Origin of the sequence: Rickettsia endosymbiont of Urophora cardui, assembly GCF_964030725.1 — a bacterium.
GTDB lineage: Bacteria > Pseudomonadota > Alphaproteobacteria > Rickettsiales > Rickettsiaceae > Rickettsia.
Genome location: NZ_CAXIPY010000001.1, coordinates 76,949 through 103,901, shown reverse-complemented (window position 1 = coordinate 103,901; position 26,953 = coordinate 76,949). Strand labels below are relative to the sequence as shown.

Here is a 26,953-nt window from a genome sequence, read left to right as displayed (position 1 = left end):
ATTTTTGATTTATGTGGAGTTAGACACGATTTGTAAATGATTTGCAATGCATCGTAAATTCAAACCAATAGCAGAGATTATTGGATTGATAATATCTCCTATCATACCTTTCAAGAAGTTTCTACCCATCCGACCATATTGCTTTAAGTGACCTATTATTGGTTCTATGGCACTGCGTCTCTTGATCATAGACTTGTCCTCTTGTAACAACTTCTTCCGCGTTTTTGGGGTATATACCTTACTCTTCTCCTTTACATTGCTACCACTATACCCAAGATCAACAAATGATTTCTTTATCTTGATTCCAGTGACACTCTCTACTGCTTCAAAGCTCTGATGCAATGTATGACCATCATAAGGATTATTATGAAACGATTTTGCGGATAAAATAAAATTTCTACGACCACTTACTACTACCGCTACTTTATTGCCAAACTCATATGGCTTGTTGCGTTTTCCCTTTCCTATACACTCTACTTCAGGGGCATGAAAACTATATAATACTTTGTTATCTTCTTTATATTGCTTTTTAGCTTCTCTTTTTAAAACAGATTGGTTATGTATTTGTTTTATTTTTTGCAATACTTCTTGATTTTTGAGAGACAAGTTTAATTGCTTATTTTTGATCTCACGCTCACATACTCTAATCAAACGACCCAGTAATATTTTTAAATGCTTCATTATTTTCCAACGCTTCTTGGCTTTACTATGTTCTTTATATTTCCATAGCTTTACTATATCGCGTTTATAGGTTCTAGCGTATGTTTCATTCAAATGTATACCCAAACTGTTGCAAAGCTTTACTATGCTAAGCCTAGCTTTATCCATTAAATAAACATCGTGTGGGTGTTTGATATTCTTAATTTGTACAGTCGTATCAGCGATGATTAATTCCAAATCTTTTTTTTTAATTGTGTTAGTTTTTATCCCAACCCTGATCAACTCCGATAATATCTCATTATATCCAGCTTCACCTAATACACTACGAAACCGTCGTATACTAGTTTCCGAGATAGCTATGTCTTTTTCTATATATTCCCACCCGCAGAAATACTGCCAATACATATTCTCTTTTAGCTCTTCCTCTGATAATGAATCTGAAAAATTATACATTGCTTGTAGCATCGTTATGCCAAGCATCACTCTATGACATTTTCTATTTCTACCAAATTTCTTAATACAAACATTTTTTGATAACCACTCTTCGAGCCTAGACCAATTTATTAATTCTCTTAATTTATATAGCTTATTATTTGGGTTTAATTCTTCTTTTAATTTATAACCAAACAGTTTCCCTTGTTCTTGCGATTTGATAATGTTGTCTATTGGCATTGACTGAAATCCATAAGGTTTATGACCATATTTTATCATTTTCTTACGGATTGTTGTATTACTTCTTGTCTTAAAACCATATTATCTATAAGGCTTGTAGAGTTTTGGCGGACGGACTATTTAAAGTTTTTACAAGGTGATTGATGGTATAAAAGCACTATTGTTAACAGCTCAGAATAGCTTATTTCAGGCTTTCTTGTAGGGTTTTTATTAAAATGATGCTCCTCGCAGCAGAGCTACGAGGTATCTAAAAAAGTTTTAGTTGTTTCTTATGATATCACGAAGCAGAGCTTCGGGGAATTAAACCCTGAGAGATTAATCCACTGCTCGCTAATGTTACAAAAATCATCGACAAAACAAAATAATGCAGTAATATCTTTCTTCATGGGGATACTCTTGTTTTTTTGCTAAAAATTATATAGAGTATCTTCTATCCCTTGTAAATACTTACTTCCCAACCTAGATTAATCCAGAATTCAGGTTTTAAATACTGGACAAAATAACACCCTTAGAAACACATATGCTAATAGATTCACATTGCCATCTTAATTTACTGAAAGATGTAGAAATAGACAACATAATCAAACAAGCTATAGAAAATAATGTGCAGTACCTACAAACTATTTGCACTACACTTGATGACTTGCCGGTTATTTTAGAAATAGCTGAAAAATATGAAAATGTTTTTGTATCTGTCGGTGTGCATCCGTGTGAGATGAACGGTCATTGCGAAGCACTACAAGTGCTGAAGCAATCTCAGGAAATTTTAATGAGATTGCCACGTCAAGGCTTCGCCTTTCCTCGCAATGACGCTGCCACAATTATAGAACTTACTAATCACCCCAAAATCATTGGAATAGGCGAAACTGGACTTGATTATTATCACGAGCCTTATGATAAAAAACTACAACAAGATTCCTTATTACATCATATAGAAGCCGCTGCTACAACAAAGTTACCGCTTATTGTTCACACTAGAGAAGCAGACGATGACACTATAGATATTTTAACCTCGGAAATGCGTAATAATAAATTTCCTGGGTTAATACATTGCTTTACTTCCTCAAAAAAGCTAGCAGAAAAAATGCTAGATATCGGTTTATATATTTCAATGTCAGGTATTATAACTTTTAAAAATGCAACTGATTTGCAGGAAATAGTTAAATATGTGCCGCTTGATAGATTACTGATTGAAACCGATGCACCTTATCTAGCCCCTACCCCTATGCGTGGCAAACAAAACGAACCGGCTTTCGTTAGATATGTTGCTGAGAAAGTCGCCGAACTCAAAAACATCACCTCCAAAGAAGTGGCAAATGTTACTACTAATAACTTCAAAACATTATTTTCTAAATTTACAAATTACCTAAATTCTAGTGATTAATAATTAGAAGTTGAAAATTTTTGTTAACTAATATATTATTTTTAGTAGTATGTTAATTAATCTCTCAGGGTTTAATTCCCCGAAGCTCTGCTTCGTGATATCATAAGAAACAACTAAAACTTTTTTAGATACCTTGTAGCTCTGCTGCGAGGAGCATCATTTAATTCATATTGGTAACTATTATGGAATTTAATCGTAAAAATGCAATTATCAGTTTTTTAGAAGAACCTGAAGTTTTGACAAAAATTCTAATTTTTCTGACTAAAGTAAAAATGTATATTTAAAGCTAAATATTTAGTGCTTTTATCAGCTTAAAAGCAATATTTCTACAATTTAAAGTAAATTATTTGATATATAATACAAATTATAGATTGATACACTCGCCACTTTTTTTAGTTAATCACCCTGCATTGTAAATGCAGGGCTTAAGATTACGGCATAAATGCCTTAGCTATAGCTAGTTTTCAACTTGAAAGTTTCCAAACTTATCATCTCTCGATTCATGTTTATCAATATAATCCTTAATCATTTTGTCAGTCACATTGCCTGTGGTTCTGACAAAATATCCAACAGCCCATAAGTGTTTACCCCAATACTGTTGCCGTAATTCTGGAAATTCCTGCTGAATCTTCCTTGAACTCTTTCCTTTTAGATACTGTACCCCCTTACTAATATATAATGGACTAATGGTATGGACCTCCTGATATAGAGAATGAAAAGCAGTTGCTAATCTTCTAGGGTTAATATTTAACATATTAAAACAACAATTAAGGAGGTCCATATGGAGGTTACTACAATTGGTATAGATATTGCAAAAAGAATTTTTCAAATTCATGGTGTAGATAAAAATGGCAAGACAGTATTAAAGAAAAAATTGATGAGAGATCAGGTTTTGACATTTATGGCTAATTTACCACAATGTTTAGTAGGGATGGAAGCTTGTGGTGGTTCTAGTTATTGGGCAAGAGAAATAACTAAATTAGGGCATGAAGTAAAACTAATGGCACCGCAATTTGTCAAACCATATGTTAAAACTAATAAAAATGATCAAGCAGATGCTGAAGCGATATGTGAAGCCGTGACAAGACCTAATATGAGATTTGTTGCAATTAAAACTATAGAGCAACAAGAAATTTTATCAATACATAGGGTAAGAGAGAGATTGGTAAAAAATCGTACAGCACTTGCTAATGAAATTAGGGGGCTACTACATGAGTTTGGTTTTATTGTTCCTCAAGGCATTAATAAGGTTATCACAAAATTAATTGAGATTTTAGATGCAGGGAAATTAAGCCAGTTAAGTTATCAAACATTTAGTGAACTAAAAGAAGAATTCTTAGATAATAACAGAAAAATAAAAGAGATAGAAAAACGATTAACAATGATAGCAAGTAACCTAACTCAATATCAACGATTAAGAGCTATACCTGGTCTTGGTTTAATTACTGCTACTGCTTTAATAGCATCAATAGGTAATGCTACAAGTTTTGAGAATGGCAGGCAATTATCGGCATGGCTAGGATTAGTGCCAAGACAACATTCAAGTGGTGGGAAGGATAAGCTGCTGGGAATTAGCAAGCGAGGTGATGTATACTTACGCACTTTATTAATTCAAGGGGCTAGAGCTGTACTAAATGCCAAGATAAGATTTACATCGGAAGAACAGAAATCTAAAAAAGATTTTAGCCAATTTACGAAATGGATGTTTAATTTATCTGAGCGAAGTAGCCATAATAAAACGACAGTTGCCATAGCTAATAAGTTGGCAAGAGTGGTGTTTGCTGTACTAAGATCAGGAGATGATTATGTAGAGAGTAAAGTTTGTAGCTAAAGAGTGTGTAGCATAGCACTTATAAGTAAAATAAATGGTGATTTATATAATGAATAGGTAAAAGCAAAACAATATGTAAGAGATTCCAACCCGAAATATGCTTGAGATAATTAATATTGATGGTAAATAAGACAAACCTTAGCTTACAAAAAAACTGCGTTTTTCAGTGGCTCTTTTAGAAGCCGATGGACTGATAAGTATATAGTTTGTAAGCCAGCGAATTCCATCAGGGCTGTAGAATAAATTAGGTTGATTTATCAGCTATAAGCCGGATACATGACTGCATTTGTTTGTTTTTATTATTGATGTTATTTTTTTCTTGCATTCTACAGGAGTATAATGGACTAATGGTATGGACCTCCTGATATATAGCTAACACGGAAATGTTTCTACCACAGATTAGGAAAAACTTAGGCATTGATCAATAATTTTATGTAAACAGTTTTTAAAGTTAGTCCAGCAATGTTTAATAGGATTTAGATCTGGTGAATATGTGAGTAAATACAAAAACTATGGTAAAAACCTTTTCGCGTTAGCTATAGAGAATGAAAAGCAGTTGCTAATCTTCTAGGGTTAATATTTAACATATTAAAACAACAATTAAGGAGGTCCATATGGAGGTTACTACAATTGGTATAGATATTGCAAAAAGAATTTTTCAAATTCATGGTGTAGATAAAAATGGCAAGACAGTATTAAAGAAAAAATTGATGAGAGATCAGGTTTTGACATTTATGGCTAATTTACCACAATGTTTAGTAGGGATGGAAGCTTGTGGTGGTTCTAGTTATTGGGCAAGAGAAATAACTAAATTAGGGCATGAAGTAAAACTAATGGCACCGCAATTTGTCAAACCATATGTTAAAACTAATAAAAATGATCAAGCAGATGCTGAAGCGATATGTGAAGCCGTGACAAGACCTAATATGAGATTTGTTGCAATTAAAACTATAGAGCAACAAGAAATTTTATCAATACATAGGGTAAGAGAGAGATTGGTAAAAAATCGTACAGCACTTGCTAATGAAATTAGGGGGCTACTACATGAGTTTGGTTTTATTGTTCCTCAAGGCATTAATAAGGTTATCACAAAATTAATTGAGATTTTAGATGCAGGGAAATTAAGCCAGTTAAGTTATCAAACATTTAGTGAACTAAAAGAAGAATTCTTAGATAATAACAGAAAAATAAAAGAGATAGAAAAACGATTAACAATGATAGCAAGTAACCTAACTCAATATCAACGATTAAGAGCTATACCTGGTCTTGGTTTAATTACTGCTACTGCTTTAATAGCATCAATAGGTAATGCTACAAGTTTTGAGAATGGCAGGCAATTATCGGCATGGCTAGGATTAGTGCCAAGACAACATTCAAGTGGTGGGAAGGATAAGCTGCTGGGAATTAGCAAGCGAGGTGATGTATACTTACGCACTTTATTAATTCAAGGGGCTAGAGCTGTACTAAATGCCAAGATAAGATTTACATCGGAAGAACAGAAATCTAAAAAAGATTTTAGCCAATTTACGAAATGGATGTTTAATTTATCTGAGCGAAGTAGCCATAATAAAACGACAGTTGCCATAGCTAATAAGTTGGCAAGAGTGGTGTTTGCTGTACTAAGATCAGGAGATGATTATGTAGAGAGTAAAGTTTGTAGCTAAAGAGTGTGTAGCATAGCACTTATAAGTAAAATAAATGGTGATTTATATAATGAATAGGTAAAAGCAAAACAATATGTAAGAGATTCCAACCCGAAATATGCTTGAGATAATTAATATTGATGGTAAATAAGACAAACCTTAGCTTACAAAAAAACTGCGTTTTTCAGTGGCTCTTTTAGAAGCCGATGGACTGATAAGTATATAGTTTGTAAGCCAGCGAATTCCATCAGGGCTGTAGAATAAATTAGGTTGATTTATCAGCTATAAGCCGGATACATGACTGCATTTGTTTGTTTTTATTATTGATGTTATTTTTTTCTTGCATTCTACAGGAGGTCCATACATGAAAAAATTGGACAAAAAAATGAAGGAGTGTGTTTCCGCAATAAGTTAGAATAAATAGCAATAAACTTAAGAGGAAAGATGAAGAAAAATAAAGTAAAAATTTTCAGTGCTTCAGAAAAAACGGGGATAGTATTAGAAATGATGCTCCTCGCAGCAGAGCTACGAGGTATCTAAAAAAGTTTTAGTTGTTTCTTATGATATCACGAAGCAGAGCTTCGGGGAATTAAACCCTGAGAGATTAATAAAAGAGGAGTCGACACTTGGTCAGTTAGCTTCAAAATATGCAATAAGTGTTAAAACAATTCAAAATTGGAAAAAACAGTTTTTAGGTAATGCGGCATTAGCTTTTGAACCAGCTAAAGTTTTGAGTGAATATCAAGAACAAATAAATCATTTACAAGAGCAAAATGATGAACTTGCTAAAGCTCTTGGTAGAATCACAGTTGAGAGGGACTGGGCCGTGGGAAAGCTCAAAAGCTTGGATTTATCAAATAAAAAGAGTCTTGTACACTCCAAGCTAAATCAACTCTCAAAATCAAGACAGTGTGAACTATTAAAGATTAGTCGATCTACAGCCTACTATAAATCCAAGGAGATGAGTATAAATAAATTAAGTATTTTAAATAGAATAGATGAAATATATACAGATAATCCTGAATTTGGTTATCGCTATATTCATCAACAGTTACTAGAAGATGGTTTTATTGTCGGTAAAGATCGAGTACTGAAATATATGAGGATGATGGGTATAGAAGCTATTTACCCACATAAGAAAAAATCTACTTCTCGAAACGATAGTGAGCATAAGATCTATAGCTACTTACTTGATCAATATTGGACTAAATCTGGCTCAACAAAGCAAGTGTATGTGCCTAATGTGAATGAGGTTTGGAGTGGTGACATTACTTACATTAGAACTAATGGTGGCTTTATGTATATGGCAGCTATTATAGATTGGCATAGCAAGGCCATATTGAGCTATAAACTGTCAAATTCTATGGATGCATCTCTTGTAACTGATGTCTTGAAACAAGCTCTCAGTAAGTATAACGCTCCACAGATATTTAATAGTGATCAAGGTAGCCAATATACCAGTTATGACCACATAAATATTCTCAAGGAGCATGATATCCAAATTTCAATGAATGGCAAAGGTAGAAGTATTGATAATATAGTAATAGAAAGGTTTTTTAGAACTTTAAAATATAATTGTATCTTTATTAATGATTTTAACAATGTTAAAGAGTTAAAAGAGGGGATTGATCATTATCTGAATAAATATAATTATCACAGATTTCATTCAAGTATTGGTTATAAAAAGCCTATGAATGTATATCTGAATTATATGCAAAATTATCAGCAAATTGCTGCCTGATAATCGAAAAATTAGGAAAACATACTACTCATTTTTTTGTCTTGATTTTTCATGTATGGACCTCCTGTAGAATGCAAGAAAAAAATAACATCAATAATAAAAACAAACAAATGCAGTCATGTATCCGGCTTATAGCTGATAAATCAACCTAATTTATTCTACAGCCCTGATGGAATTCGCTGGCTTACAAACTATATACTTATCAGTCCATCGGCTTCTAAAAGAGCCACTGAAAAACGCAGTTTTTTTGTAAGCTAAGGTTTGTCTTATTTACCATCAATATTAATTATCTCAAGCATATTTCGGGTTGGAATCTCTTACATATTGTTTTGCTTTTACCTATTCATTATATAAATCACCATTTATTTTACTTATAAGTGCTATGCTACACACTCTTTAGCTACAAACTTTACTCTCTACATAATCATCTCCTGATCTTAGTACAGCAAACACCACTCTTGCCAACTTATTAGCTATGGCAACTGTCGTTTTATTATGGCTACTTCGCTCAGATAAATTAAACATCCATTTCGTAAATTGGCTAAAATCTTTTTTAGATTTCTGTTCTTCCGATGTAAATCTTATCTTGGCATTTAGTACAGCTCTAGCCCCTTGAAAATGATGCTCCTCGCAGCAGAGCTACGAGGTATCTAAAAAAGTTTTAGTTGTTTCTTATGATATCACGAAGCAGAGCTTCGGGGAATTAAACCCTGAGAGATTAATAAAGTGCGTAAGTATACATCACCTCGCTTGCTAATTCCCAGCAGCTTATCCTTCCCACCACTTGAATGTTGTCTTGGCACTAATCCTAGCCATGCCGATAATTGCCTGCCATTCTCAAAACTTGTAGCATTACCTATTGATGCTATTAACTGAAGTTTTGACAAAAAGATAACCAAACTTATAAAGTATGATATAAATACGCTCAAATACAAAATGGTTTTTAGTGTGTATGATTATGCAAGAAATGTTGCAAGAAATAAAAAATTTTCCCCTATAATCAAGATGTGGTTTTAGAATTAATACTATCACTAGTAACTAATGATAGCGTTAAAGCAAGATCTGTTGTTGAATTAACAACTAATAAATATTTTCAGCGTAGTTGGTCAAGTGTATACAGAGCTATAGAGAATTTTTACTGTGCTCGTGATGAATCATTAAATATAAGAGATGAGCAACGTTTTAAGACTCGAGAAGATATAGAAAAATACTTAATAAGTAAACTGATTAATGAGGGTAAAAACTTACTGCAAATAGATACTACAGTGAGTAGCAAGAAAGATTCCAAGAAAGCAATTGATCGTACATATATTAGACAGAATGCTAATAACCGACCAGTTGCGGGTTATGAATATAGTGTAGTTTGCATCGGTGCTCAGCCTAAATGGTCTGTACCAATATCTATAAATAGAGTAAAATCAGATGAGAATAAGTATAGCAAAGGTAGCAAACAAATAATGAAAATTGTTAAGCAAATACCACAAAAGGCTCTAAATATAACAGTAGGTGATGCAGGTTATAGCGCTCTATCTTTCATTCACCCGCTGCACAATGAAGCAAATACGGTAACAATAACCCGCCAAAGAATTAATCGCAGTATTTACAAAATATATATAGAGGAGCAAAAAACAAGAGGTCGTAAAAGATCTTATGGAGCTAAGATTTCTTGTAGTAGTTCTGATAATTTACTGATTCCAGATACAGAAGAAACTGTAGTAAAGGCTACAAAAAATGGTGACATATCAATTAGTATTTCACTATTTAAGAATTATCTAATCAAGGGCAAGAAACAGCATATCATGTCTGATAAACCGCTGAATTTTATTCAGGTTAAGGTGTTAGATGCATCAGGAAATAGGAAATATAACAGAGATTTATGGTTATGTGTTTCTGGCCAACAAAAAGATAAAATCAGTGGTAAAGAAGTATATGAATACTATAGACAAAGGTTTGATATTGAGCATTTTTTTAAATTTGGTAAGTCAAAATTATTGATGGATAAATTTCAAACGAATGATCCAAATAAAGATGAGGATTATATGTTATTCGTAATGCTAGCGTACAACATATTGTATCATGCACAATCTTCAGTTAAGGCAAGAAAAGTAAGGGCATGGGATAAAAAAATCAATAGCAATATGTTGTCTCCAAGTGAAGTTTATAGATCTATGCCACAAATTGCCCTTGAAGAAATATTAGAAAAGTCTATATCCAGAGGGATACCAGATCATAGAAATATTAGAAATAATCATCAGGTCAAACCATTTGCACCAGTAATACGCAAAAGTAATAAACACGGTAAGTTGGAAATTACAATAAAATCAAGTTTTGATGGAAGTAACCAAATTACCAAAACCTCATTTAATAAAAAGCTAGAATTACCAAATAATATTAGTAAGTATAAACCAGCAATATTAGACAAAATTGCTACAGTTTTTGACACATTATGTACCCAAATAGAATAAATAAATTTTGTTATTACTAAAAAAGTATAAAAAAATTGGAATACATTTCTCCTTATGGAAAGGATTTTGTCAAAACTTCAGTATTAAAGCAGTAGCAGTAATTAAACCAAGACCAGGTATAGCTCTTAATCGTTGATATTGAGTTAGGTTACTTGCTATCATTGTTAATCGTTTTTCTATCTCTTTTATTTTTCTGTTATTATCTAGTCCGTCCGCCAAAACTCTAAAAGCCTTATAGGCAATAGGGTTTTAAGGCAAAAATGCATAGTAAAATCCATAAGAAAATGAAAGGTTTTATATCAAAAGCTTATGGAAATACAAAAAAATGACAATAAAAAAATGAATGCATTTTGGGAAATAGTGTGGTTTTTAATACAAAAATTTAAAATCAGCCCTCAAAATTAGAGTAATTTGCTCTAAAATCGCACTATTTTTGGAAATTAGTGACACAAGTGATATTTTTTAGAGTTTTGGCGGAGGGACTATCTAAGAATTCTTCTTTTAGTTCACTAAATGTTTGATAACTTAACTGGCTTAATTTCCCTGCATCTAAAATCTCAATTAATTTTGTGATAACCTTATTAATGCCTTGAGGAACAATAAAACCAAACTCATGTAGTAGCCCCCTAATTTCATTAGCAAGTGCTGTACGATTTTTTACCAATCTCTCTCTTACCCTATGTATTGATAAAATTTCTTGTTGCTCTATAGTTTTAATTGCAACAAATCTCATATTAGGTCTTGTCACGGCTTCACATATCGCTTCAGCATCTGCTTGATCATTTTTATTAGTTTTAACATATGGTTTGACAAATTGCGGTGCCATTAGTTTTACTTCATGCCCTAATTTAGTTATTTCTCTTGCCCAATAACTAGAACCACCACAAGCTTCCATCCCTACTAAACATTGTGGTAAATTAGCCATAAATGTCAAAACCTGATCTCTCATCAATTTTTTCTTTAATACTGTCTTGCCATTTTTATCTACACCATGAATTTGAAAAATTCTTTTTGCAATATCTATACCAATTGTAGTAACCTCCATATGGACCTCCTTAATTGTTGTTTTAATATGTTAAATATTAACCCTAGAAGATTAGCAACTGCTTTTCATTCTCTATATCAGGAGGTCCATACCATTAGTCCACTATCTCAGCACCGGAGTTGCAAGCAACTACCATATTAGCATATTTGACAGAAAAGTATCATGGGAATTATAATGGGAAGCAATTACGCTGTTTGCAGAAAAGGTTGAAACAATGGAGAGCGGCTTTGTTGCATAAATAAGATTTGTAGAGCAAGAGTGGTGATAATCTGGTAAGATGTCCTGAATTAAAAATAATCCAGATTATATGAGATCTCGGAAGAAAGCCCCTTTTAGTAAATCACGCAAGTATTCTAAATATAAAATAACGAATTGGTCAGAATATAATAATTTTTTACGCAATAGGGGTCGCATAGATTTTATGATTGCCAGTGATTTGGCGATTGGCTGGTATGCTGATTACAGAGAGGAAATGAAACGAGGAAGACCTAGACGCTATAGTGATCACGCTATATTACAGTGTTTGAAGATCAGATGCTTATTCGGTCTTAAGTTACGCCAAACCCAAGGCTTTATAAACTGGCTCTTTGAAATATCGGGTTTATCTATTAGATGTCCAGACTATACAACATTAAGGGAAAGTTCTATAATTAATTAAGCCAGATATAATCAATTTTTAATTAAATATAGATATATCATGGCTCATTTAACGATAGATGAAAGATTTAAAATATACGAAATGAATAAGAGTGGTTATAGCTCGCGATATATAGGGACAAAGATTGGCCGTGATAAAAGCACTATATGTTATGAACTCAAGAGAATGAGGCATAATTATAGACCAGATAGGGCTAACACACTTGCTTGCAGTTTAAGGCAAGGTAAGAGAAAAAGAAAATTAGATATTGATAATAATTTACGAGCAGAAATAATAAAGCAGTTAACACAGGGTATTTCACCAGATATAATTTCAGGTAGACGTAAACTATCACGAGATACTGTCAATATTTCTACAGAGAGTATATACCAGTTTATTTATACATCTCCTATAGCACAAAGGCAAAAATTATATTTATCTTTAGCAAGAAAAAGGAAAAATAGGTTGCATCATGGTACAAGAATCAGAAACAAAAGAATTACAATACCAAATCGAGTTTCCATTACTGAAAGACCAGAGATAAATAGAAAGATAGCAGCAATAGGTCATTTAGAAGGTGATTTAACTTTTAACAAAGGTAATCAAAGTCGTAATATAGGCGCTCTTGTGGATATCAGAACACAAAAAGTGTTTCTCACTTTAAACCGTTCAAAAAGAACACAAGATGTGATTGGTAACATGAATAAAAAACTTAAACAATTGTCGCATATAATCAAAAGCATAACGTTAGATAATGGCAAAGAATTTACCAATCATGAACAACTATTGCCAAAATCTGAACGAAAAGTATATTTTTGCAATCCTTATTCTCCATGGCAAAAACCATTGATAGAGAAGATTAACTCAATGGTGCACAGAGTATACTCTAAATCTTTAGATATAAAAAAATTAACAATAAAGCAATTACAAGAAATTGAGGATTTTTTAAATAATTTACCAAGAAAAGTGCTCGGTTATAAAACACCCAATGAGGTATGGGAAGAAAATATAAATCTGGCTTAATTAATACTGGAATTTACCTTTGGAAAGATGCGTTTATTCTTAGTAACTTTTCTCAATTGGCTATTCAGCGATTCTATCGCATTTGTAGTGTAAATAATCTTACGAATCTCCTTTGGATATTGCAAGAAAATTATCAAATTATCCCAATTATTATACCAAGATTTAGCTATATGCGGATATTGCTTACTCCATTTTTGATCAAATGACTCAAGAGCTAATTCTGCTTCTTTTTCAGTAGCAGAAGTATAGATTAGTTTCAAATCCGCTGCTAATTGCTTTCTATCTTTATATGATACATATTTGAGGCTATTCCTGATCTGATGGACAATACAAATTTGATGTTCAGTTTTCGGATATACTGATGCAATAGCATCAGACATACCAGTTAGATTATCACTACAAGCAATTAAGATATCTTTTACTCCTCGATTCTTCATTTCAGTAAAATTACCAAGCCAAAATTTAGCTCCTTCATTCTCACTTATCCATAAGCCTAAAATATCCTTTCTGCCAGATAAATCTATTCCTAAAGCTACATATACTGATTTATTAATAATAAGTTTATCTTGTCTTACTTTCACTACTAAACAGTCAAAATATACTATAGGGTATACTGATTCAAGAGGTCTACTCTGCCAAATCTTGACCTCATCTATTACTTCATCTGTAATCCTGCTGATTAGGCTCTCACTGATCTCAGCTCCATATAATTCTTGCAATTGTGTTTTAATATCAGACACACTCATACCCTTCGCATATAAGGATATTATCTTTTGGTCTAAGCCATCTATTCTTGTTTGTTTCTTTGAGACTATTATAGGTTCAAATTTACCTTGTCTGTCTCTTGGAACATTTAGCTCTATAGTACCATTCTCACTAATCAGATTCTTACTAAAACTACCATTCCTCGCATTCTCAGTTTCAGCTCTATCATACTTGCTATAACCTAAATGTTCTGACATCTCAGCATGCAGTGCTCGCTCTAAAATACCCTTGGTTAATTCCTTAATTAATCCATTCTGACTTAGTACTGTTTTTAAATCTACTCCGCCTTCTATCAGCAAATCTATTGCTTCATTTATTTTTTTATTCTTCTCTATTTGCATTTCTGTTACCTATATTTTTAATTACTTCTAATATAGGCTCAACAAAAATTTACACAATCATTGCAAAAGACTCAATCCTTGGCTCTGACATTAGCTATTAGTAGTCCAATCTGTGATCTATCATCTATAGTATGCTCTGTGGTACTATCGGCAAGTATCATACCTTGATCTTCTATAACGATATGTAGCTTTTTCCATATGCGACGCTTATATTGCTTACCATGCTTATTTTCTAGCCATTCGTTCCCTGTGTAGGCTTGTATCCCTGTACTATCCATTGAAATACAACTAAATTCTTTATCTTGATTTCCATGTAAATACCTAAGATCTAATGACTTCATACGCTTACTTAATGTTGTATAGTCTGGACATCTAATAGATAAACCCGATATTTCAAAGAGCCAGTTTATAAAGCCTTGGGTTTGGCGTAACTTAAGACCGAATAAGCATCTGATCTTCAAACACTGTAATATAGCGTGATCACTATAGCGTCTAGGTCTTCCTCGTTTCATTTCCTCTCTGTAATCAGCATACCAGCCAATCGCCAAATCACTGGCAATCATAAAATCTATGCGACCCCTATTGCGTAAAAAATTATTATATTCTGACCAATTCGTTATTTTATATTTAGAATACTTGCGTGATTTACTAAAAGGGGCTTTCTTCCGAGATCTCATATAATCTGGATTATTTTTAATTCAGGACATCTTACCAGATTATCACCACTCTTGCTCTACAAATCTTATTTATGCAACAAAGCCATTAATCATCGCTGATACGACTGTACAAATTAAGAATATCAAACACCCACACGATGTTTATTTAATGGATAAAGCTAGGCTTAGCATAGTAAAGCTTTGCAACAGTTTGGGTATACATTTGAATGAAACATACGCTAGAACCTATAAACGCGATATAGTAAAGCTATGGAAATATAAAGAACATAGTAAAGCCAAGAAGCGTTGGAAAATAATGAAGCATTTAAAAATATTACTGGGTCGTTTGATTAGAGTATGTGAGCGTGAGATCAAAAATAAGCAATTAAACTTGTCTCTCAAAAATCAAGAAGTATTGCAAAAAATAAAACAAATACATAACCAATCTGTTTTAAAAAGAGAAGCTAAAAAGCAATATAAAGAAGATAACAAAGTATTATATAGTTTTCATGCCCCTGAAGTAGAGTGTATAGGAAAGGGAAAACGCAACAAGCCATATGAGTTTGGCAATAAAGTAGCGGTAGTAGTAAGTGGTCGTAGAAATTTTGTTTTATCCGCAAAATCGTTTCATAATAATCCTTATGATGGTCATACATTGCATCAGAGCTTTGAAGCAGTAGAGAGTGTCACTGGAATCAAGATAAAGAAATCATTTGTTGATCTTGGGTATAGTGGTAGCAATGTAAAGGAGAAGAGTAAGGTATATACCCCAAAAACGCGGAAGAAGTTGTTACAAGAGGACAAGTCTATGATCAAGAGACGCAGTGCCATAGAACCAATAATAGGTCACTTAAAGCAATATGGTCGGATGGGTAGAAACTTCTTGAAAGGTATGATAGGAGATATTATCAATCCAATAATCTCTGCTATTGGTTTGAATTTACGATGCATTGCAAATCATTTACAAATCGTGTCTAACTCCACATAAATCAAAAATATCATCATGCAAAAACTAGATGAACGATAAAAAATCGTTAACAATAGCTCCATATCAAAATTAGACCAACACAGAAATGTATCAGTAAAAATTAACATAACTTATTAATTTTTATTGAAAATCTTAGCAATTTGTTGTCAAAACTCTATCCCATTACAAATGATCAGGATTTGAAGTGTTTTTGGCGGATAGACTAACTTATCTTGTGAGAACTTTGTTTTTTTAATGATGCTCCTCGCAGCAGAGCTACGAGGTATCTAAAAAAGTTTTAGTTGTTTCTTATGATATCACGAAGCAGAGCTTCGGGGAATTAAACCCTGAGAGATTAATTTTTTCTGTTGTGTTGCTATGTGATTTTAACTATCTTGTTTAATTCATCACATCGTTTTTTATAATTGTATGGAATTATGCCGTCTATTTTTGGATCTGTATTTTCATCGATGAAGATAGAATTATTGTATGAGCGTTTTGTTTGCATATGTTATTCCGAATAATTTTTTCAAAAAAATGATGATAAAAGGAGTTTTACTTTTTGTTTAAAAAGAGTATCTGTAAAGAACAGAAATTTAAGATTTTTTAAGGTTAGAGAATTTGTTAGTTTTTGGCGGCACTTCTGCTTTAGTAACTAAGCCAGCTGGCGATCCATCTAAGTTAAAACGCTGGGCTCCTTCAACAAGAAGTTTTTTATATCTGTAATCAGCACAATATCGTCTAAAGAATCTCTTAATCTGTTGTTTTGAGAAATTATCGTTCTCGAGTGCTATAACTTCTTTACTAATACCTATAGCAAGAGGTTTAGCAGGAATAGAAAAACACAGAGGATATTTTGTTTGCAGTAATTTTAAGATTTGTTTAGATTCATCTTTCCATCTTGCCAGTTTAGCTTTAAGGGCTTCTTTGTGCTGTTCTGCTAGAATCCTTGCTTTTTCAGCTTTAATTTGTGCTTTAGCCAATTTAGCGTCTTGAGCTTTATTATGACCCGTACTATGTTTAACGGATTTACCTCCAGAGTTAACCTGAGCACTCTCGGGCTTTGGTGTTTGTACTACTTGCTTATCAAAGACGACCACTTGTTTTTTAAGGATTGGCGTAACAATACTGACTGGTACTTTAAGCTTTAATGTAGATTTTGCTGTTTGCATAATATTTGACTAGCTATTTTTTAGTTTATTGATTTCATCAATTGAAAGACCAGTAGCAACAGAGATAGTTTTAATATCTATATTTTGAGCTAATAAATTTTTAGCTACTTCCATAGTTTTTTTAGCTTCCCCAATCTGCATACCTTCGTTTCTACCAATCTGCATACCTTCGTTTCTGCCAATCTGCATACCTTCGTTTCTGCCAATCTGCATACCTTCGTTTCTGCCAATCTGCAAACCTTTAGCTTCCCCAATCTGCATACCTCTAGCTTCGCCTCTAGCTTCAGCGGATTCAATCATGAAATCTTCGACAGCTTTGTTATCCATGATGCGTTTAATTTCCTGCTCATAAGCAAGGAGTTCTGCTTCATTCCAGTTAAACTGATTTAATGCTTCATAAGCACGCCCTACTACAAGATCACTACCTATAATTTTCTGCAGGTCAGCTTCACTTGTGTTAGTAGCATATTTAAAAAAATAGCACCATTTTTCGGTAATAGTTTTTAAGTTTTCAATTTTATCTATATTAAATTTAGGTAGTTCAATAAAGCTAAAAGAGAAATCCTTTAAGTCATGTTCAAAAGTAACTTTATCAAGGATAACATGATGAGAGATATAATCAGCTTTATCAGGGAAGATAATATAATCACTAATAGCAATAAAGATGACTTCCTTAAGGTTAGCATAGAGACCGTCTTGTTTTTGTCCTTGGGATAGTTGTCGAGAATAGGCTTTAGCAGCATAATATTGAGCTCTTTTCTCAAAGCCTTTAGAAGGGGAGACTTGCATTTCTACGATGATTTGCGTACCATTTTGAGCTTTACAAAGAACATCGACGAGAGATTGCTTTTTATAAGCAATATCAGGGTCTTGGATAGGACTTAGGAAAGTAACATCCTGTATTTGTTCATCATCTTTAAATCCCATGATATCATTGATGAAGTGGATAAGAATATCTTTGTTTTTTTCAGAACCAAAGATTTTCTTGAAGGCGACATCATTTTTAGGATCGAGGAACTTTGAAACTGCCATAATTAGTTACTAATATTTGTATGTGCATTATATTATAGCACAAAATAGAAGATAAGTAAGTTATAAAAATAATCGCATAGATGTTGTTGAGTGATATTCATATTCTCATCTTCCGGGTAAAGGAAGGTACAATGAGTCTTGTATTAAAGTAGAACCCAGAGAATGGATTCTACGGAAAGTTCTATAATTAATTAAGCCAGATATAATCAATTTTTAATCTCTCAGGGTTTAATTCCCCGAAGCTCTGCTTCGTGATATCATAAGAAACAACTAAAACTTTTTTAGATACCTCGTAGCTCTGCTGCGAGGAGCATCATTTAAATATAGATATATCATGGCTTTGTTGCATAAATAAAATTTGTAGAGCAAGAGTGGTGATAATCTGGTAAGATGTCCTGAATTAAAAAATAATCCAGATTATATGAGATCTCGGAAGAAAGCCCCTTTTAGTAAATCACGCAAGTATTCTAAATATAAAATAACGAATTGGTCAGAATATAATAATTTTTTACGCAATAGGGGTCGCATAGATTTTATGATTGCCAGTGATTTGGCGATTGGCTGGTATGCTGATTACAGAGAGGAAATGAAACGAGGAAGACCTAGACGCTATAGTGATCACGCTATATTACAGTGTTTGAAGATCAGATGCTTATTCGGTCTTAAGTTACGCCAAACCCAAGGCTTTATAAACTGGCTCTTTGAAATATCGGGTTTATCTATTAGATGTCCAGACTATACAACATTAAGTAAGCGTATGAAGTCATTAGATCTTAGGTATTTACATGGAAATCAAGATAAAGAATTTAGTTGTATTTCAATGGATAGTACAGGGATACAAGCCTACACAGGGAACGAATGGCTAGAAAATAAGCATGGTAAGCAATATAAGCGTCGCATATGGAAAAAGCTACATATCGTTATAGAAGATCAAGGTATGATACTTGCCGATAGTACCACAGAGCATACTATAGATGATAGATCACAGATTGGACTACTAATAGCTAATGTCAGAGCCAAGGATTTTCTGGGAGATCGAGGGTATGACGGTGAATCTACATATCAATTGTTGAGAAAGAAGAAGATAAAACCAGTTATTAGACCCCCAAACTCTTCAGTAAAAGTTCAATCGCTTAGGGATAAAACTGAGAGAGATGCGGCTTTGTTGCATAAATAAGCTTTTGAATATACTGCCCCTAACCCCGCAATGCTAGCCTAGCCAACAGGCACAGAGATAGGTTTACCAATTTCAAACATTTTGTTTAATAAGTGGCATTTAATAGACATTTCTTTTGTCATATTTTGATCATGTCTTGATAGAAACTTACTACCAAAAGAACAGGAGTTTCGCACTTAGCAAATAATATGCTAATCTAGAGAAAAATAGTTTTAGATAAAAATGACAAGATCAAAATGTAGCAAAGATTTATATAAATCATTCTTACAAGCAAGTAGTGTAAGATATACTAGCAAAGCATTATCTGAAGTAAGTCCATTAGATCTATCGCACGATAGTGCAAGTCGATGGTTAAAGAGTAAGGATTTTCGCCCTAGCGAAATCTATAGCAAAGTGTCAAAATATATTGATCTGGAAGATCCTTGTTTATTAGTGGGAGATGACACCTTATTGTCAAAGCAATACAGTAAGAGGATCGAGCTTGTAAATTATCAATATTCTGGGGCTGTACATGATGTTATACCTGGTATAGGAATGGTAAACTTACTGCATTACAATACTCAAATTGATCAATCTACTCCTGTAGATTATAGAATATATGATAAAGAAACTGATGGTAAAACAAAGAACGAGCATTTTCGTGATATGCTTACTTTAGCTAAAGAAAGAGGTATCAAGCCTGATGCTATAGTTATGGATGCTTGGTATAGTGGTTTGGATAATTTAAAACATATACGTAATTTAGGTTGGATATGGGTTACCAACCTAAGAAAAAATAGAAAAGTTAATCGTAATGTTAGCTTGGAAACTTTAGAGATTCCCGATGAAGGGCTAAAAATTCACCTACGTGGATACGGTTGGGTTACGGTATTTAAGTTTGTGGCAAAAAATGGTCGCATTGATTACATAACAACTAATTTAGAGAATCCTACACGTGAGCAAATAGAGAAAATTGTTAAGGCGCGTTGGTCTATAGAAGTTTATCATCGAGAATTGAAACAAACTTGTGGTATTGAATGCTGTCAGGCACGCACGGGTCGAGCTCAAAGAAATCATATTTGCCTTGCTGTATTGGCCTGGCTTGATATGAACAAAAGGAGGATAAATGAAAACATTACTTTATATCAACAAACTTGGGAAGTTATAAAAACATCAATTCAGAACAACATTAAATGGCTTCTAACTAATACACAATTTTGCTAAGTGCGAAACTCCTGAAGAAGTTTTAAATCGAAAGAACGTGTTCTCTACACGCTCCCTTCTACCATAATTATTCTTTACCCTCCATGCTTGGTATCCTTTGTTTTGTTGATATATAACAGCTGCATCTCTCTCAGTTTTATCCCTAAGCGATTGAACTTTTACTGAAGAGTTTGGGGGTCTAATAACTGGTTTTATCTTCTTCTTTCTCAACAATTGATATGTAGATTCACCGTCATACCCTCGATCTCCCAGAAAATCCTTGGCTCTGACATTAGCTATTAGTAGTCCAATCTGTGATCTATCATCTATAGTATGCTCTGTGGTACTATCGGCAAGTATCATACCTTGATCTTCTATAACGATATGTAGCTTTTTCCATATGCGACGCTTATATTGCTTACCATGCTTATTTTCTAGCCATTCGTTCCCTGTGTAGGCTTGTATCCCTGTACTATCCATTGAAATACAACTAAATTCTTTATCTTGATTTCCATGTAAATACCTAAGATCTAATGACTTCATACGCTTACTTAATGTTGTATAGTCTGGACATCTAATAGATAAACCCGATATTTCAAAGAGCCAGTTTATAAAGCCTTGGGTTTGGCGTAACTTAAGACCGAATAAGCATCTGATCTTCAAACACTGTAATATAGCGTGATCACTATAGCGTCTAGGTCTTCCTCGTTTCATTTCCTCTCTGTAATCAGCATACCAGCCAATCGCCAAATCACTGGCAATCATAAAATCTATGCGACCCCTATTGCGTAAAAAATTATTATATTCTGACCAATTCGTTATTTTATATTTAGAATACTTGCGTGATTTACTAAAAGGGGCTTTCTTCCGAGATCTCATATAATCTGGATTATTTTTAATTCAGGACATCTTACCAGATTATCACCACTCTTGCTCTACAAATCTTATTTATGCAACAAAGCCCTGCTGATTAGGCTCTCACTGATCTCAGCTCCATATAATTCTTGCAATTGTGTTTTAATATCAGACACACTCATACCCTTCGCATATAAGGATATTATCTTTTGGTCTAAGCCATCTATTCTTGTTTGTTTCTTTGAGACTATTATAGGTTCAAATTTACCTTGTCTGTCTCTTGGAACATTTATCTCTATAGTACCATTCTCACTAATCAGATTCTTACTAAAACTACCATTCCTCGCATTCTCAGTTTCAGCTCTATCATACTTGCTATAACCTAAATGTTCTGACATCTCAGCATGCAGTGCTCGCTCTAAAATACCCTTGGTTAATCTCTCAGGGTTTAATTCCCCGAAGCTCTGCTTCGTGATATCATAAGAAACAACTAAAACTTTTTTAGATACCTCGTAGCTCTGCTGCGAGGAGCATCATTAAAAATTTTTTGTCAAAACTTCAGTTACTTACCATCAAACACCATTTCATCATGGAGATTTGCAGCAAGAACAAGATAATAACGTTAAAAAACTAGGAGGTACTAAACATCACTCTAAATGTGAAATAATACAATTATCTTTCTTCTTTATTTTCATATAACCTATCTAGAATTTACACAAATTCTAAATTCTATGCATTTTTTAAAAATGCATAGAACCTAAGTAACCCGTCATCTAATATTATTTAAAATTTGATAAAGTTATTTAAATATATTATAAGTAGACCTTTTTAAGGTATTACAAAACAATATGAGTCAGAAGCTTTATATTAAAACTTACGGATGTCAGATGAATGTGTATGACTCCGTTAAGATGCAGGATTTGCTATATCCTTATGGCTATGAGCCTACGGAAAATATCGAAGAAGCAGATGTTATTATTTTAAATACTTGCCATATTAGAGAAAAAGCCGCAGAAAAAACCTATTCAGAACTTGGTCGTATTAAAAAATTACAAGATGCACGAAAAAAACAAGGTCTAAATTCATCAATAATAGTAGTAGCTGGCTGCGTTGCACAAGCTGAGGGCGAAGAAATTTTTACCAGAACTCCTTATGTTGATATCGTAGTCGGTCCTCAATCTTATTATAATTTACCTGAATTAATTTCTAAAGTTGTTAGACACGAAAAACACTTAATCGATCTTGATTTTGTTGAAGAAGCAAAATTTGACCAATTACCTGAACAGTTATATCCGCAAGGAGCTAGTAGCTTTATATCAGTGCAAGAGGGGTGCGATAAGTTTTGTACTTTTTGCGTAGTACCTTATACTAGAGGTGCTGAATTTTCAAGAAACGTAGAGCAAGTTTATAGAGAAGCCTTAAAGGTAGTTAGTAGCGGTGCTAAAGAAATCATGCTGCTTGGACAGAATGTTAATGCTTATCACGGCAAAACATCAGACGATAAAGTATTTACTCTTGCTGATTTGATAAGGCATTTAGCAAAAATTCCAAATTTAGAGAGATTACGTTACACCACGTCACATCCGATAGATATGACAGATGATTTAATAAGCTTGCACGGCTTAGAGCCTAAATTAATGCCGTTTTTACATCTTCCAGTGCAATCAGGTTCAAATAAAATACTCAAGGCAATGAACCGCAAACATGATCGGGATTATTACTTTGATATAATTGATCACTTAAGAAAAGCAAGACCTGATATAGTTTTATCTTCTGATTTCATTGTTGGATTTCCTGGCGAAACAGATGAAGATTTTGCAGATACTTTAGATTTAGTCCGCAAAGTAAAATATGGTCAATGCTATTCATTTAAATATAGCCCACGTCCTGGTACCCCAGGTGCAACAAGAACCGATCAGATGCCTGAGCATATTAAATCAGAAAGATTAACCATCTTACAACAAGAATTATCAAATCAGCAGCTAGCCTTTAATGAAAGCTGTGTAGGTTCTACAATGAAAGTTTTATTTGATCGTGATGGTAAATTTGATGATCAAATAATAGGTAAAACACCTTATATGCAATCCGTATATATCTCAAACCCTAATAAAGATTTACTTGGTAAAATTATTGAGGTAAAAATTACTAAAGCAGCACTTAATAGTGTAACTGGTGAAATATACCGTTAATACTTTAAAGAGTCTTTTGCAATGATTGTGTAAATTTTTGTTGAGCCTATATTAGAAATGATGCTCCTCGCAGCAGAGCTACGAGGTATCTAAAAAAGTTTTAGTTGTTTCTTATGATATCACGAAGCAGAGCTTCGGGGAATTAAACCCTGAGAGATTAAAAATTGATTATATCTGGCTTAATTAATTATAGAACTTTCCGTAGTCCAATCTGTGATCTATCATCTATAGTATGCTCTGTGGTACTATCGGCAAGTATCATACCTTGATCTTCTATAACGATATGTAGCTTTTTCCATATGCGACGCTTATATTGCTTACCATGCTTATTTTCTAGCCATTCGTTCCCTGTGTAGGCTTGTATCCCTGTACTATCCATTGAAATACAACTAAATTCTTTATCTTGATTTCCATGTAAATACCTAAGATCTAATGACTTCATACGCTTACTTAATGTTGTATAGTCTGGACATCTAATAGATAAACCCGATATTTCAAAGAGCCAGTTTATAAAGCCTTGGGTTTGGCGTAACTTAAGACCGAATAAGCATCTGATCTTCAAACACTGTCAGGAGTTTCGCACTTAGCAAAAAGTATGTTAATCTAGAGAAAAATAGTTTTAGATAAAAATGACAAGAACAAAATGTAGCAAGGACTTATATAAATCATTTTTACAAGCAAGTAGTGTCAGATATACTAGCAAGGCATTATCTGAAGTGAGTCCAGTAGATCTATCTCACGATAGTGCAAGTCGATGGTTAAAGAGTAAGGATTTTCGTCCTAGCGAAATCTATAAGGAAGTGTCAAAATATATAGATTGGGAAGCACCGTGTTTATTAGTGGGGGATGACACCTTATTATCAAAGCAATACAGTCAGAAGATTGAGCTTGTACGTTATCAATATTCTGGAGCTGTACATGATGTTATACCTGGTATAGGAATGGTAAACTTACTACATTACAATACTAAAATTGCTCAATCTACTCCCGTAGATTATAGAATATATGATAAAGACACTGATGGTAAAACAAAGAATGAGCATTTTTGTGATATGCTTACTTTAGCTAAAGAAAGAGGTCTCAATCCTGATGCCATAGTCATGGATGCTTGGTATAGCGGGTTGGAGAATTTAAAACATATACGTAATTTAGGCTGGCTATGGGTTACCACCCTAAGGAAAAATAGAAAAGTTAATCATAATGTTAGCTTGGAAAGTTTAGAGATACCCGATGAGGGGCTAAAAATTCACCTACGTGGATACGGTTGGGTTACGGTATTTAAGTTTGTGGCAAAGAATGGTCGCATTGATTACATAACAACGAACTTGGAAAATCCCACACGTGAGCAAATAGAGAAAATTGTTAAGGCACGTTGGTCTATAGAGGTTTATCATCGAGAATTAAAACAAACTTGTGGTATTGAACGCTGTCAGGCACGCACGGGCCGAGCTCAAAGAAATCATATTTGCCTTGCAGTATTTGCCTGGCTTGATATGAATAAAAGGAGGATAAATGAAAACATTACTTTATATCAACAAACTTGGGAAGTTATAAAAACATCAATTCAAAACAATATCAGATGGCTTTTAACTGATTCGCAACTTTGCTAAGTGCGAAACTCCTGACTGTAATTGTAATAGTTGAGATTATATCTTACATTTAGTAAAATAAATTAATTATTAAATGGAGATAAAGAATGAACTTAAATCAAAAAATAATAAAACCAAAATTAGGTTTACTTGAATTAGCTAAGAGCCTTGGTAGTATATCATCAGCATGTAAAGCGATGGGATATAGTAGAGATAGTTATTACAGATTTAAAGAACTGTATGAAACTGGTGGCGAAGAAGCGTTGTATGAAATTAGTCGAAGAAAGCCAATAATAGCGAATAGAGTTGATCCTGCTGTAGAGAAAGCAGTACTAGATATGGCAATAGAATATCCAGCATATGGTCAGCTAAGAGTATCAAATGAGCTTAAAAAGACAGGTGTACTTGTATCACCTGGGGGAGTAAGATCAATTTGGTTACGTAATGATTTAAACAACATCAGTAAAAGACTTAAAGCATTAGAAGCAAAAATGGCTCAAGATGGTATTGTGCTTACTGAGGCACAATTACAAGTGCTAGAGAAGCGTCGTAATGAAAAAGAAGCTCATGGAGAAATTGAGACACAGCATCCAGGGTATCTAGGATGCCAAGATACATATTATGTAGGCAACTTTAAGGGTATAGGTAAGGTTTATTCTCAGGTATTTATTGATAGCTACAGCAGAGTAGCTGATGTTAAACTATATACTGATAAAACAGCTTTAACTGCTGCTGATATGCTTAATGACCGAGTGTTACCATGGTATGAGACTCAAGGGATACCAATACTTCGTATTCTGACAGATCGTGGGTCAGAATATAAGGGGAATATAGAGCATCATGCTTTTGAATTATTTCTAAGTATCGAAGGTATAGAGCATACTACTACTAAAGCATATTCTCCTCAAACAAACGGTATGTGTGAGCGTTTTAATAAAACCATGAAACAAGAATTCTTTGATACAGCTATGCGGAAAAAGATTTATACAGCTCTTGATGACCTACAATTAGATCTTGATATCTGGCTAGAGTATTTCAATAATGAAAGACCTCATTCTGGTAAATATTGTTATGGAAAAACTCCTATGCAAACTTTTAAGGATAGTAAGAAATTAGCTGTTGAAAAGAATAATGAAATCTTGTATCTTGAATATGTATCTGACAGTCAAAATTTAACTGACAATCAGGGGCAAAATTTATAGTGTCTGTAAGATCAAATCTTAACTTCTACACTGTAATATAGCGTGATCACTATAGCGTCTAGGTCTTCCTCGTTTCATTTCCTCTCTGTAATCAGCATACCAGCCAATCGCCAAATCACTGGCAATCATAAAATCTATGCGACCCCTATTGCGTAAAAAATTATTATATTCTGACCAATTCGTTATTTTATATTTAGAATACTTGCGTGATTTACTAAAAGGGGCTTTCTTCCGAGATCTCATATAATCTGGATTATTTTTAATTCAGGACATCTTACCAGATTATCACCACTCTTGCTCTACAAATCTTATTTATGCAACAAAGCCAGGTAGAAGTATTGATAATATAGTAATAGAAAGGTTTTTTAGAACTTTAAAATATAATTGTATCTTTATTAATGATTTTAACAATGTTAAAGAGTTAAAAGAGGGGATTGATCATTATCTGAATAAATATAATTATCACAGATTTCATTCAAGTATTGGTTATAAAAAGCCTATGAATGTATATCTGAATTATATGCAAAATTATCAGCAAATTGCTGCCTGATAATCGAAAAATTAGGAAAACATACTACTCATTTTTTTGTCTTGATTTTTCATGTATGGACCTCCTGTAGAATGCAAGAAAAAAATAACATCAATAATAAAAACAAACAAATGCAGTCATGTATCCGGCTTATAGCTGATAAATCAACCTAATTTATTCTACAGCCCTGATGGAA

At 33.3% G+C, this 26,953-nt stretch carries 24 protein-coding genes and 6 pseudogenes; 14 read left to right on the top strand and 16 right to left on the bottom strand.

The genetic code is table 11. The annotated features are described in order from the left end of the window. Positions 1-9: 9 nt before the first annotated feature. Together AAHI98_RS00580 and AAHI98_RS18365 are read right to left on the bottom strand one after the other, a co-directional pair. The gene (locus AAHI98_RS00580; protein ID WP_342224709.1) at positions 10-1,371 is read right to left on the bottom strand and encodes an IS5 family transposase; all 1,362 of its coding nucleotides are present in this window, start codon (positions 1,369-1,371) and stop codon (positions 10-12) included. Between the two features lie 80 nt (positions 1,372-1,451). After that, positions 1,452-1,718, bottom strand: a pseudogene (locus AAHI98_RS18365) (hypothetical protein); the annotation flags it as partial. A gap of 134 nt (positions 1,719-1,852) precedes the next feature. Here AAHI98_RS18365 and AAHI98_RS00570 point away from each other — a divergent pair. Continuing rightward, complete coding sequence (locus tag AAHI98_RS00570; protein WP_342224708.1) at positions 1,853-2,716, top strand: TatD family hydrolase; 864 nt, start codon at positions 1,853-1,855, stop codon at positions 2,714-2,716. Between the two features lie 457 nt (positions 2,717-3,173). On the opposite strand, the pseudogene tnpA reads toward AAHI98_RS00570, so the two are convergent. Further along, positions 3,174-3,395: pseudogene (gene tnpA, locus AAHI98_RS00565) on the bottom strand (IS200/IS605 family transposase); the annotation flags it as partial. Between the two features lie 102 nt (positions 3,396-3,497). Here tnpA and AAHI98_RS00560 point away from each other — a divergent pair. The 3 genes from AAHI98_RS00560 (at position 3,498) to AAHI98_RS00550 (ending at position 7,931) form a co-directional block, all read left to right on the top strand. Next, entirely contained in the window at positions 3,498-4,547 is a 1,050-nt protein-coding gene (locus tag AAHI98_RS00560; RefSeq protein ID WP_342224642.1) for an IS110 family RNA-guided transposase, read from the top strand. Positions 4,548-5,161: 614 nt separating this feature from the next. Then, on the top strand, positions 5,162-6,211 hold the full coding sequence (locus AAHI98_RS00555) for an IS110 family RNA-guided transposase (protein ID WP_342224642.1): 1,050 nt from the start codon (positions 5,162-5,164) through the stop codon (positions 6,209-6,211). A 544-nt stretch (positions 6,212-6,755) separates the two neighbouring features. After that, positions 6,756-7,931, top strand: a complete 1,176-nt coding sequence (locus AAHI98_RS00550) for an IS3 family transposase (RefSeq protein WP_342224805.1) — start codon at positions 6,756-6,758, stop codon at positions 7,929-7,931. Positions 7,932-8,327: 396 nt separating this feature from the next. Here the strand turns inward: AAHI98_RS00550 and AAHI98_RS00545 are convergent, their stop codons facing one another. Both AAHI98_RS00545 and AAHI98_RS00540 read right to left on the bottom strand, forming a co-directional pair. Then, a complete protein-coding gene (locus AAHI98_RS00545) occupies positions 8,328-8,456 on the bottom strand; it encodes a hypothetical protein (RefSeq protein WP_342224707.1) in 129 nt (42 codons plus the stop codon). Between the two features lie 191 nt (positions 8,457-8,647). Next, positions 8,648-8,803 (bottom strand): annotated as a pseudogene (locus tag AAHI98_RS00540) (transposase); the annotation flags it as partial. A 135-nt stretch (positions 8,804-8,938) separates the two neighbouring features. Between AAHI98_RS00540 and AAHI98_RS00535 the strand changes: the two are divergent. Further along, the gene (locus tag AAHI98_RS00535; RefSeq protein ID WP_342224664.1) at positions 8,939-10,396 is read left to right on the top strand and encodes a transposase; all 1,458 of its coding nucleotides are present in this window, start codon (positions 8,939-8,941) and stop codon (positions 10,394-10,396) included. Positions 10,397-10,465: 69 nt separating this feature from the next. On the opposite strand, the gene AAHI98_RS00530 is transcribed toward AAHI98_RS00535, so the two are convergent. After that, positions 10,466-10,615, bottom strand: coding sequence for a hypothetical protein (locus AAHI98_RS00530; protein WP_342224706.1), 150 nt, complete (start codon positions 10,613-10,615; stop codon positions 10,466-10,468). A 325-nt stretch (positions 10,616-10,940) separates the two neighbouring features. Beyond that, a pseudogene (locus AAHI98_RS00525) lies at positions 10,941-11,441 on the bottom strand (IS110 family RNA-guided transposase); the annotation flags it as partial. 307 nt (positions 11,442-11,748) lie between these two features. Between AAHI98_RS00525 and AAHI98_RS00520 the strand changes: the two are divergent. Together AAHI98_RS00520 and AAHI98_RS00515 are read left to right on the top strand one after the other, a co-directional pair. After that, positions 11,749-12,099, top strand: a complete 351-nt coding sequence (locus AAHI98_RS00520) for a transposase (RefSeq protein WP_342224705.1) — start codon at positions 11,749-11,751, stop codon at positions 12,097-12,099. A gap of 39 nt (positions 12,100-12,138) precedes the next feature. Next, positions 12,139-13,101, top strand: coding sequence for an IS30 family transposase (locus tag AAHI98_RS00515; protein WP_342224646.1), 963 nt, complete (start codon positions 12,139-12,141; stop codon positions 13,099-13,101). An 8-nt stretch (positions 13,102-13,109) separates the two neighbouring features. Here the strand turns inward: AAHI98_RS00515 and AAHI98_RS00510 are convergent. Both AAHI98_RS00510 and AAHI98_RS00505 read right to left on the bottom strand, forming a co-directional pair. After that, positions 13,110-14,207: pseudogene (locus AAHI98_RS00510) on the bottom strand (IS256 family transposase); the annotation flags it as partial. A gap of 71 nt (positions 14,208-14,278) precedes the next feature. Beyond that, positions 14,279-14,884 (bottom strand): IS5 family transposase, encoded by a 606-nt coding sequence (locus AAHI98_RS00505; RefSeq protein WP_342224703.1) that lies wholly within the window; start codon positions 14,882-14,884, stop codon positions 14,279-14,281. A 148-nt stretch (positions 14,885-15,032) separates the two neighbouring features. Here AAHI98_RS00505 and AAHI98_RS00500 point away from each other — a divergent pair, with 148 nt between their 5' ends. Continuing rightward, the gene (locus AAHI98_RS00500) at positions 15,033-15,851 is read left to right on the top strand and encodes a hypothetical protein (RefSeq protein ID WP_342224702.1); all 819 of its coding nucleotides are present in this window, start codon (positions 15,033-15,035) and stop codon (positions 15,849-15,851) included. Positions 15,852-16,426: 575 nt separating this feature from the next. Here the strand turns inward: AAHI98_RS00500 and AAHI98_RS00495 are convergent. Together AAHI98_RS00495 and AAHI98_RS00490 are read right to left on the bottom strand one after the other, a co-directional pair. After that, the gene (locus AAHI98_RS00495) at positions 16,427-17,002 is read right to left on the bottom strand and encodes a ProQ/FinO family protein (RefSeq protein WP_342224701.1); all 576 of its coding nucleotides are present in this window, start codon (positions 17,000-17,002) and stop codon (positions 16,427-16,429) included. 9 nt (positions 17,003-17,011) lie between these two features. Beyond that, positions 17,012-18,034: an Rpn family recombination-promoting nuclease/putative transposase gene (locus AAHI98_RS00490; protein ID WP_342224700.1), complete on the bottom strand. Its 1,023-nt coding sequence runs from the start codon at positions 18,032-18,034 to the stop codon at positions 17,012-17,014. 421 nt (positions 18,035-18,455) lie between these two features. On the opposite strand from AAHI98_RS00490, the gene AAHI98_RS00485 reads away from it, so the two are divergent. Further along, a complete protein-coding gene (locus AAHI98_RS00485; protein WP_342224699.1) occupies positions 18,456-19,211 on the top strand; it encodes an IS5 family transposase in 756 nt (251 codons plus the stop codon). 38 nt (positions 19,212-19,249) lie between these two features. On the opposite strand, the gene AAHI98_RS00480 is transcribed toward AAHI98_RS00485, so the two are convergent. After that, positions 19,250-19,387, bottom strand: coding sequence for a hypothetical protein (locus AAHI98_RS00480; protein WP_342224688.1), 138 nt, complete (start codon positions 19,385-19,387; stop codon positions 19,250-19,252). Positions 19,388-19,433: 46 nt separating this feature from the next. Between AAHI98_RS00480 and AAHI98_RS00475 the strand changes: the two genes are divergently transcribed. After that, positions 19,434-20,414: an IS701 family transposase gene (locus tag AAHI98_RS00475; protein ID WP_342224689.1), complete on the top strand. Its 981-nt coding sequence runs from the start codon at positions 19,434-19,436 to the stop codon at positions 20,412-20,414. Here the strand turns inward: AAHI98_RS00475 and AAHI98_RS00470 are convergent. Further along, positions 20,391-21,272, bottom strand: a complete 882-nt coding sequence (locus AAHI98_RS00470; protein ID WP_342224690.1) for an IS5 family transposase — start codon at positions 21,270-21,272, stop codon at positions 20,391-20,393. The genes AAHI98_RS00475 and AAHI98_RS00470 overlap by 24 nt on opposite strands. An 83-nt stretch (positions 21,273-21,355) precedes the next feature. Next, a pseudogene (locus AAHI98_RS00465) lies at positions 21,356-21,691 on the bottom strand (transposase); the annotation flags it as partial. A gap of 405 nt (positions 21,692-22,096) precedes the next feature. Between AAHI98_RS00465 and miaB the strand changes: the two are divergent. Next, positions 22,097-23,437 carry a tRNA (N6-isopentenyl adenosine(37)-C2)-methylthiotransferase MiaB gene (miaB, locus tag AAHI98_RS00460; RefSeq protein ID WP_342224691.1) on the top strand — a complete coding sequence of 447 codons (1,341 nt, stop codon included), beginning with the start codon at positions 22,097-22,099 and terminating at the stop codon, positions 23,435-23,437. A gap of 187 nt (positions 23,438-23,624) precedes the next feature. Here the strand turns inward: miaB and AAHI98_RS00455 are convergent, their stop codons facing one another. Then, complete coding sequence (locus AAHI98_RS00455; protein ID WP_342224692.1) at positions 23,625-23,999, bottom strand: transposase; 375 nt, start codon at positions 23,997-23,999, stop codon at positions 23,625-23,627. Between the two features lie 67 nt (positions 24,000-24,066). Here AAHI98_RS00455 and AAHI98_RS00450 point away from each other — a divergent pair, with 67 nt between their 5' ends. Both AAHI98_RS00450 and AAHI98_RS00445 read left to right on the top strand, forming a co-directional pair. Then, the gene (locus tag AAHI98_RS00450; protein WP_342224659.1) at positions 24,067-25,047 is read left to right on the top strand and encodes an IS701 family transposase; all 981 of its coding nucleotides are present in this window, start codon (positions 24,067-24,069) and stop codon (positions 25,045-25,047) included. Positions 25,048-25,133: 86 nt separating this feature from the next. After that, positions 25,134-26,228 (top strand): IS481 family transposase, encoded by a 1,095-nt coding sequence (locus AAHI98_RS00445; RefSeq protein WP_342224693.1) that lies wholly within the window; start codon positions 25,134-25,136, stop codon positions 26,226-26,228. 18 nt (positions 26,229-26,246) lie between these two features. Here AAHI98_RS00445 and AAHI98_RS00440 read toward each other — a convergent pair whose 3' ends face one another. Further along, a complete protein-coding gene (locus AAHI98_RS00440; protein ID WP_342224694.1) occupies positions 26,247-26,471 on the bottom strand; it encodes a hypothetical protein in 225 nt (74 codons plus the stop codon). Between the two features lie 19 nt (positions 26,472-26,490). Between AAHI98_RS00440 and AAHI98_RS18030 the strand changes: the two genes are divergently transcribed. Next, on the top strand, positions 26,491-26,778 hold the full coding sequence (locus AAHI98_RS18030; protein WP_410526183.1) for an integrase core domain-containing protein: 288 nt from the start codon (positions 26,491-26,493) through the stop codon (positions 26,776-26,778). The last annotated feature ends 175 nt before the right edge of the window (positions 26,779-26,953 follow it).

What these genes read in the sequence shown, in the direction of transcription:
- AAHI98_RS00450 (WP_342224659.1), top strand. Translation starts at nt 24,067, where the DNA reads ATGACAAGAACAAAATGTAGCAAGGACTTATATAAATCATTTTTACAA.
- AAHI98_RS00515 (WP_342224646.1), top strand. Translation starts at nt 12,139, where the DNA reads ATGGCTCATTTAACGATAGATGAAAGATTTAAAATATACGAAATGAAT.
- AAHI98_RS00475 (WP_342224689.1), top strand. Translation starts at nt 19,434, where the DNA reads ATGACAAGATCAAAATGTAGCAAAGATTTATATAAATCATTCTTACAA.
- AAHI98_RS00545 (WP_342224707.1), bottom strand. Translation starts at nt 8,456, where the DNA reads ATGTTTAATTTATCTGAGCGAAGTAGCCATAATAAAACGACAGTTGCC.
- AAHI98_RS00520 (WP_342224705.1), top strand. Translation starts at nt 11,749, where the DNA reads ATGAGATCTCGGAAGAAAGCCCCTTTTAGTAAATCACGCAAGTATTCT.
- AAHI98_RS00485 (WP_342224699.1), top strand. Translation starts at nt 18,456, where the DNA reads ATGAGATCTCGGAAGAAAGCCCCTTTTAGTAAATCACGCAAGTATTCT.
- AAHI98_RS00500 (WP_342224702.1), top strand. Translation starts at nt 15,033, where the DNA reads ATGGATAAAGCTAGGCTTAGCATAGTAAAGCTTTGCAACAGTTTGGGT.
- AAHI98_RS00495 (WP_342224701.1), bottom strand. Translation starts at nt 17,002, where the DNA reads ATGCAAACAGCAAAATCTACATTAAAGCTTAAAGTACCAGTCAGTATT.
- AAHI98_RS00490 (WP_342224700.1), bottom strand. Translation starts at nt 18,034, where the DNA reads ATGGCAGTTTCAAAGTTCCTCGATCCTAAAAATGATGTCGCCTTCAAG.
- AAHI98_RS00440 (WP_342224694.1), bottom strand. Translation starts at nt 26,471, where the DNA reads ATGAGATCTCGGAAGAAAGCCCCTTTTAGTAAATCACGCAAGTATTCT.
- AAHI98_RS00580 (WP_342224709.1), bottom strand. Translation starts at nt 1,371, where the DNA reads ATGATAAAATATGGTCATAAACCTTATGGATTTCAGTCAATGCCAATA.
- miaB (WP_342224691.1), top strand. Translation starts at nt 22,097, where the DNA reads ATGAGTCAGAAGCTTTATATTAAAACTTACGGATGTCAGATGAATGTG.
- AAHI98_RS00555 (WP_342224642.1), top strand. Translation starts at nt 5,162, where the DNA reads ATGGAGGTTACTACAATTGGTATAGATATTGCAAAAAGAATTTTTCAA.
- AAHI98_RS00445 (WP_342224693.1), top strand. Translation starts at nt 25,134, where the DNA reads ATGAACTTAAATCAAAAAATAATAAAACCAAAATTAGGTTTACTTGAA.
- AAHI98_RS00505 (WP_342224703.1), bottom strand. Translation starts at nt 14,884, where the DNA reads ATGAGATCTCGGAAGAAAGCCCCTTTTAGTAAATCACGCAAGTATTCT.
- AAHI98_RS00570 (WP_342224708.1), top strand. Translation starts at nt 1,853, where the DNA reads ATGCTAATAGATTCACATTGCCATCTTAATTTACTGAAAGATGTAGAA.
- AAHI98_RS00560 (WP_342224642.1), top strand. Translation starts at nt 3,498, where the DNA reads ATGGAGGTTACTACAATTGGTATAGATATTGCAAAAAGAATTTTTCAA.
- AAHI98_RS00470 (WP_342224690.1), bottom strand. Translation starts at nt 21,272, where the DNA reads ATGAGATCTCGGAAGAAAGCCCCTTTTAGTAAATCACGCAAGTATTCT.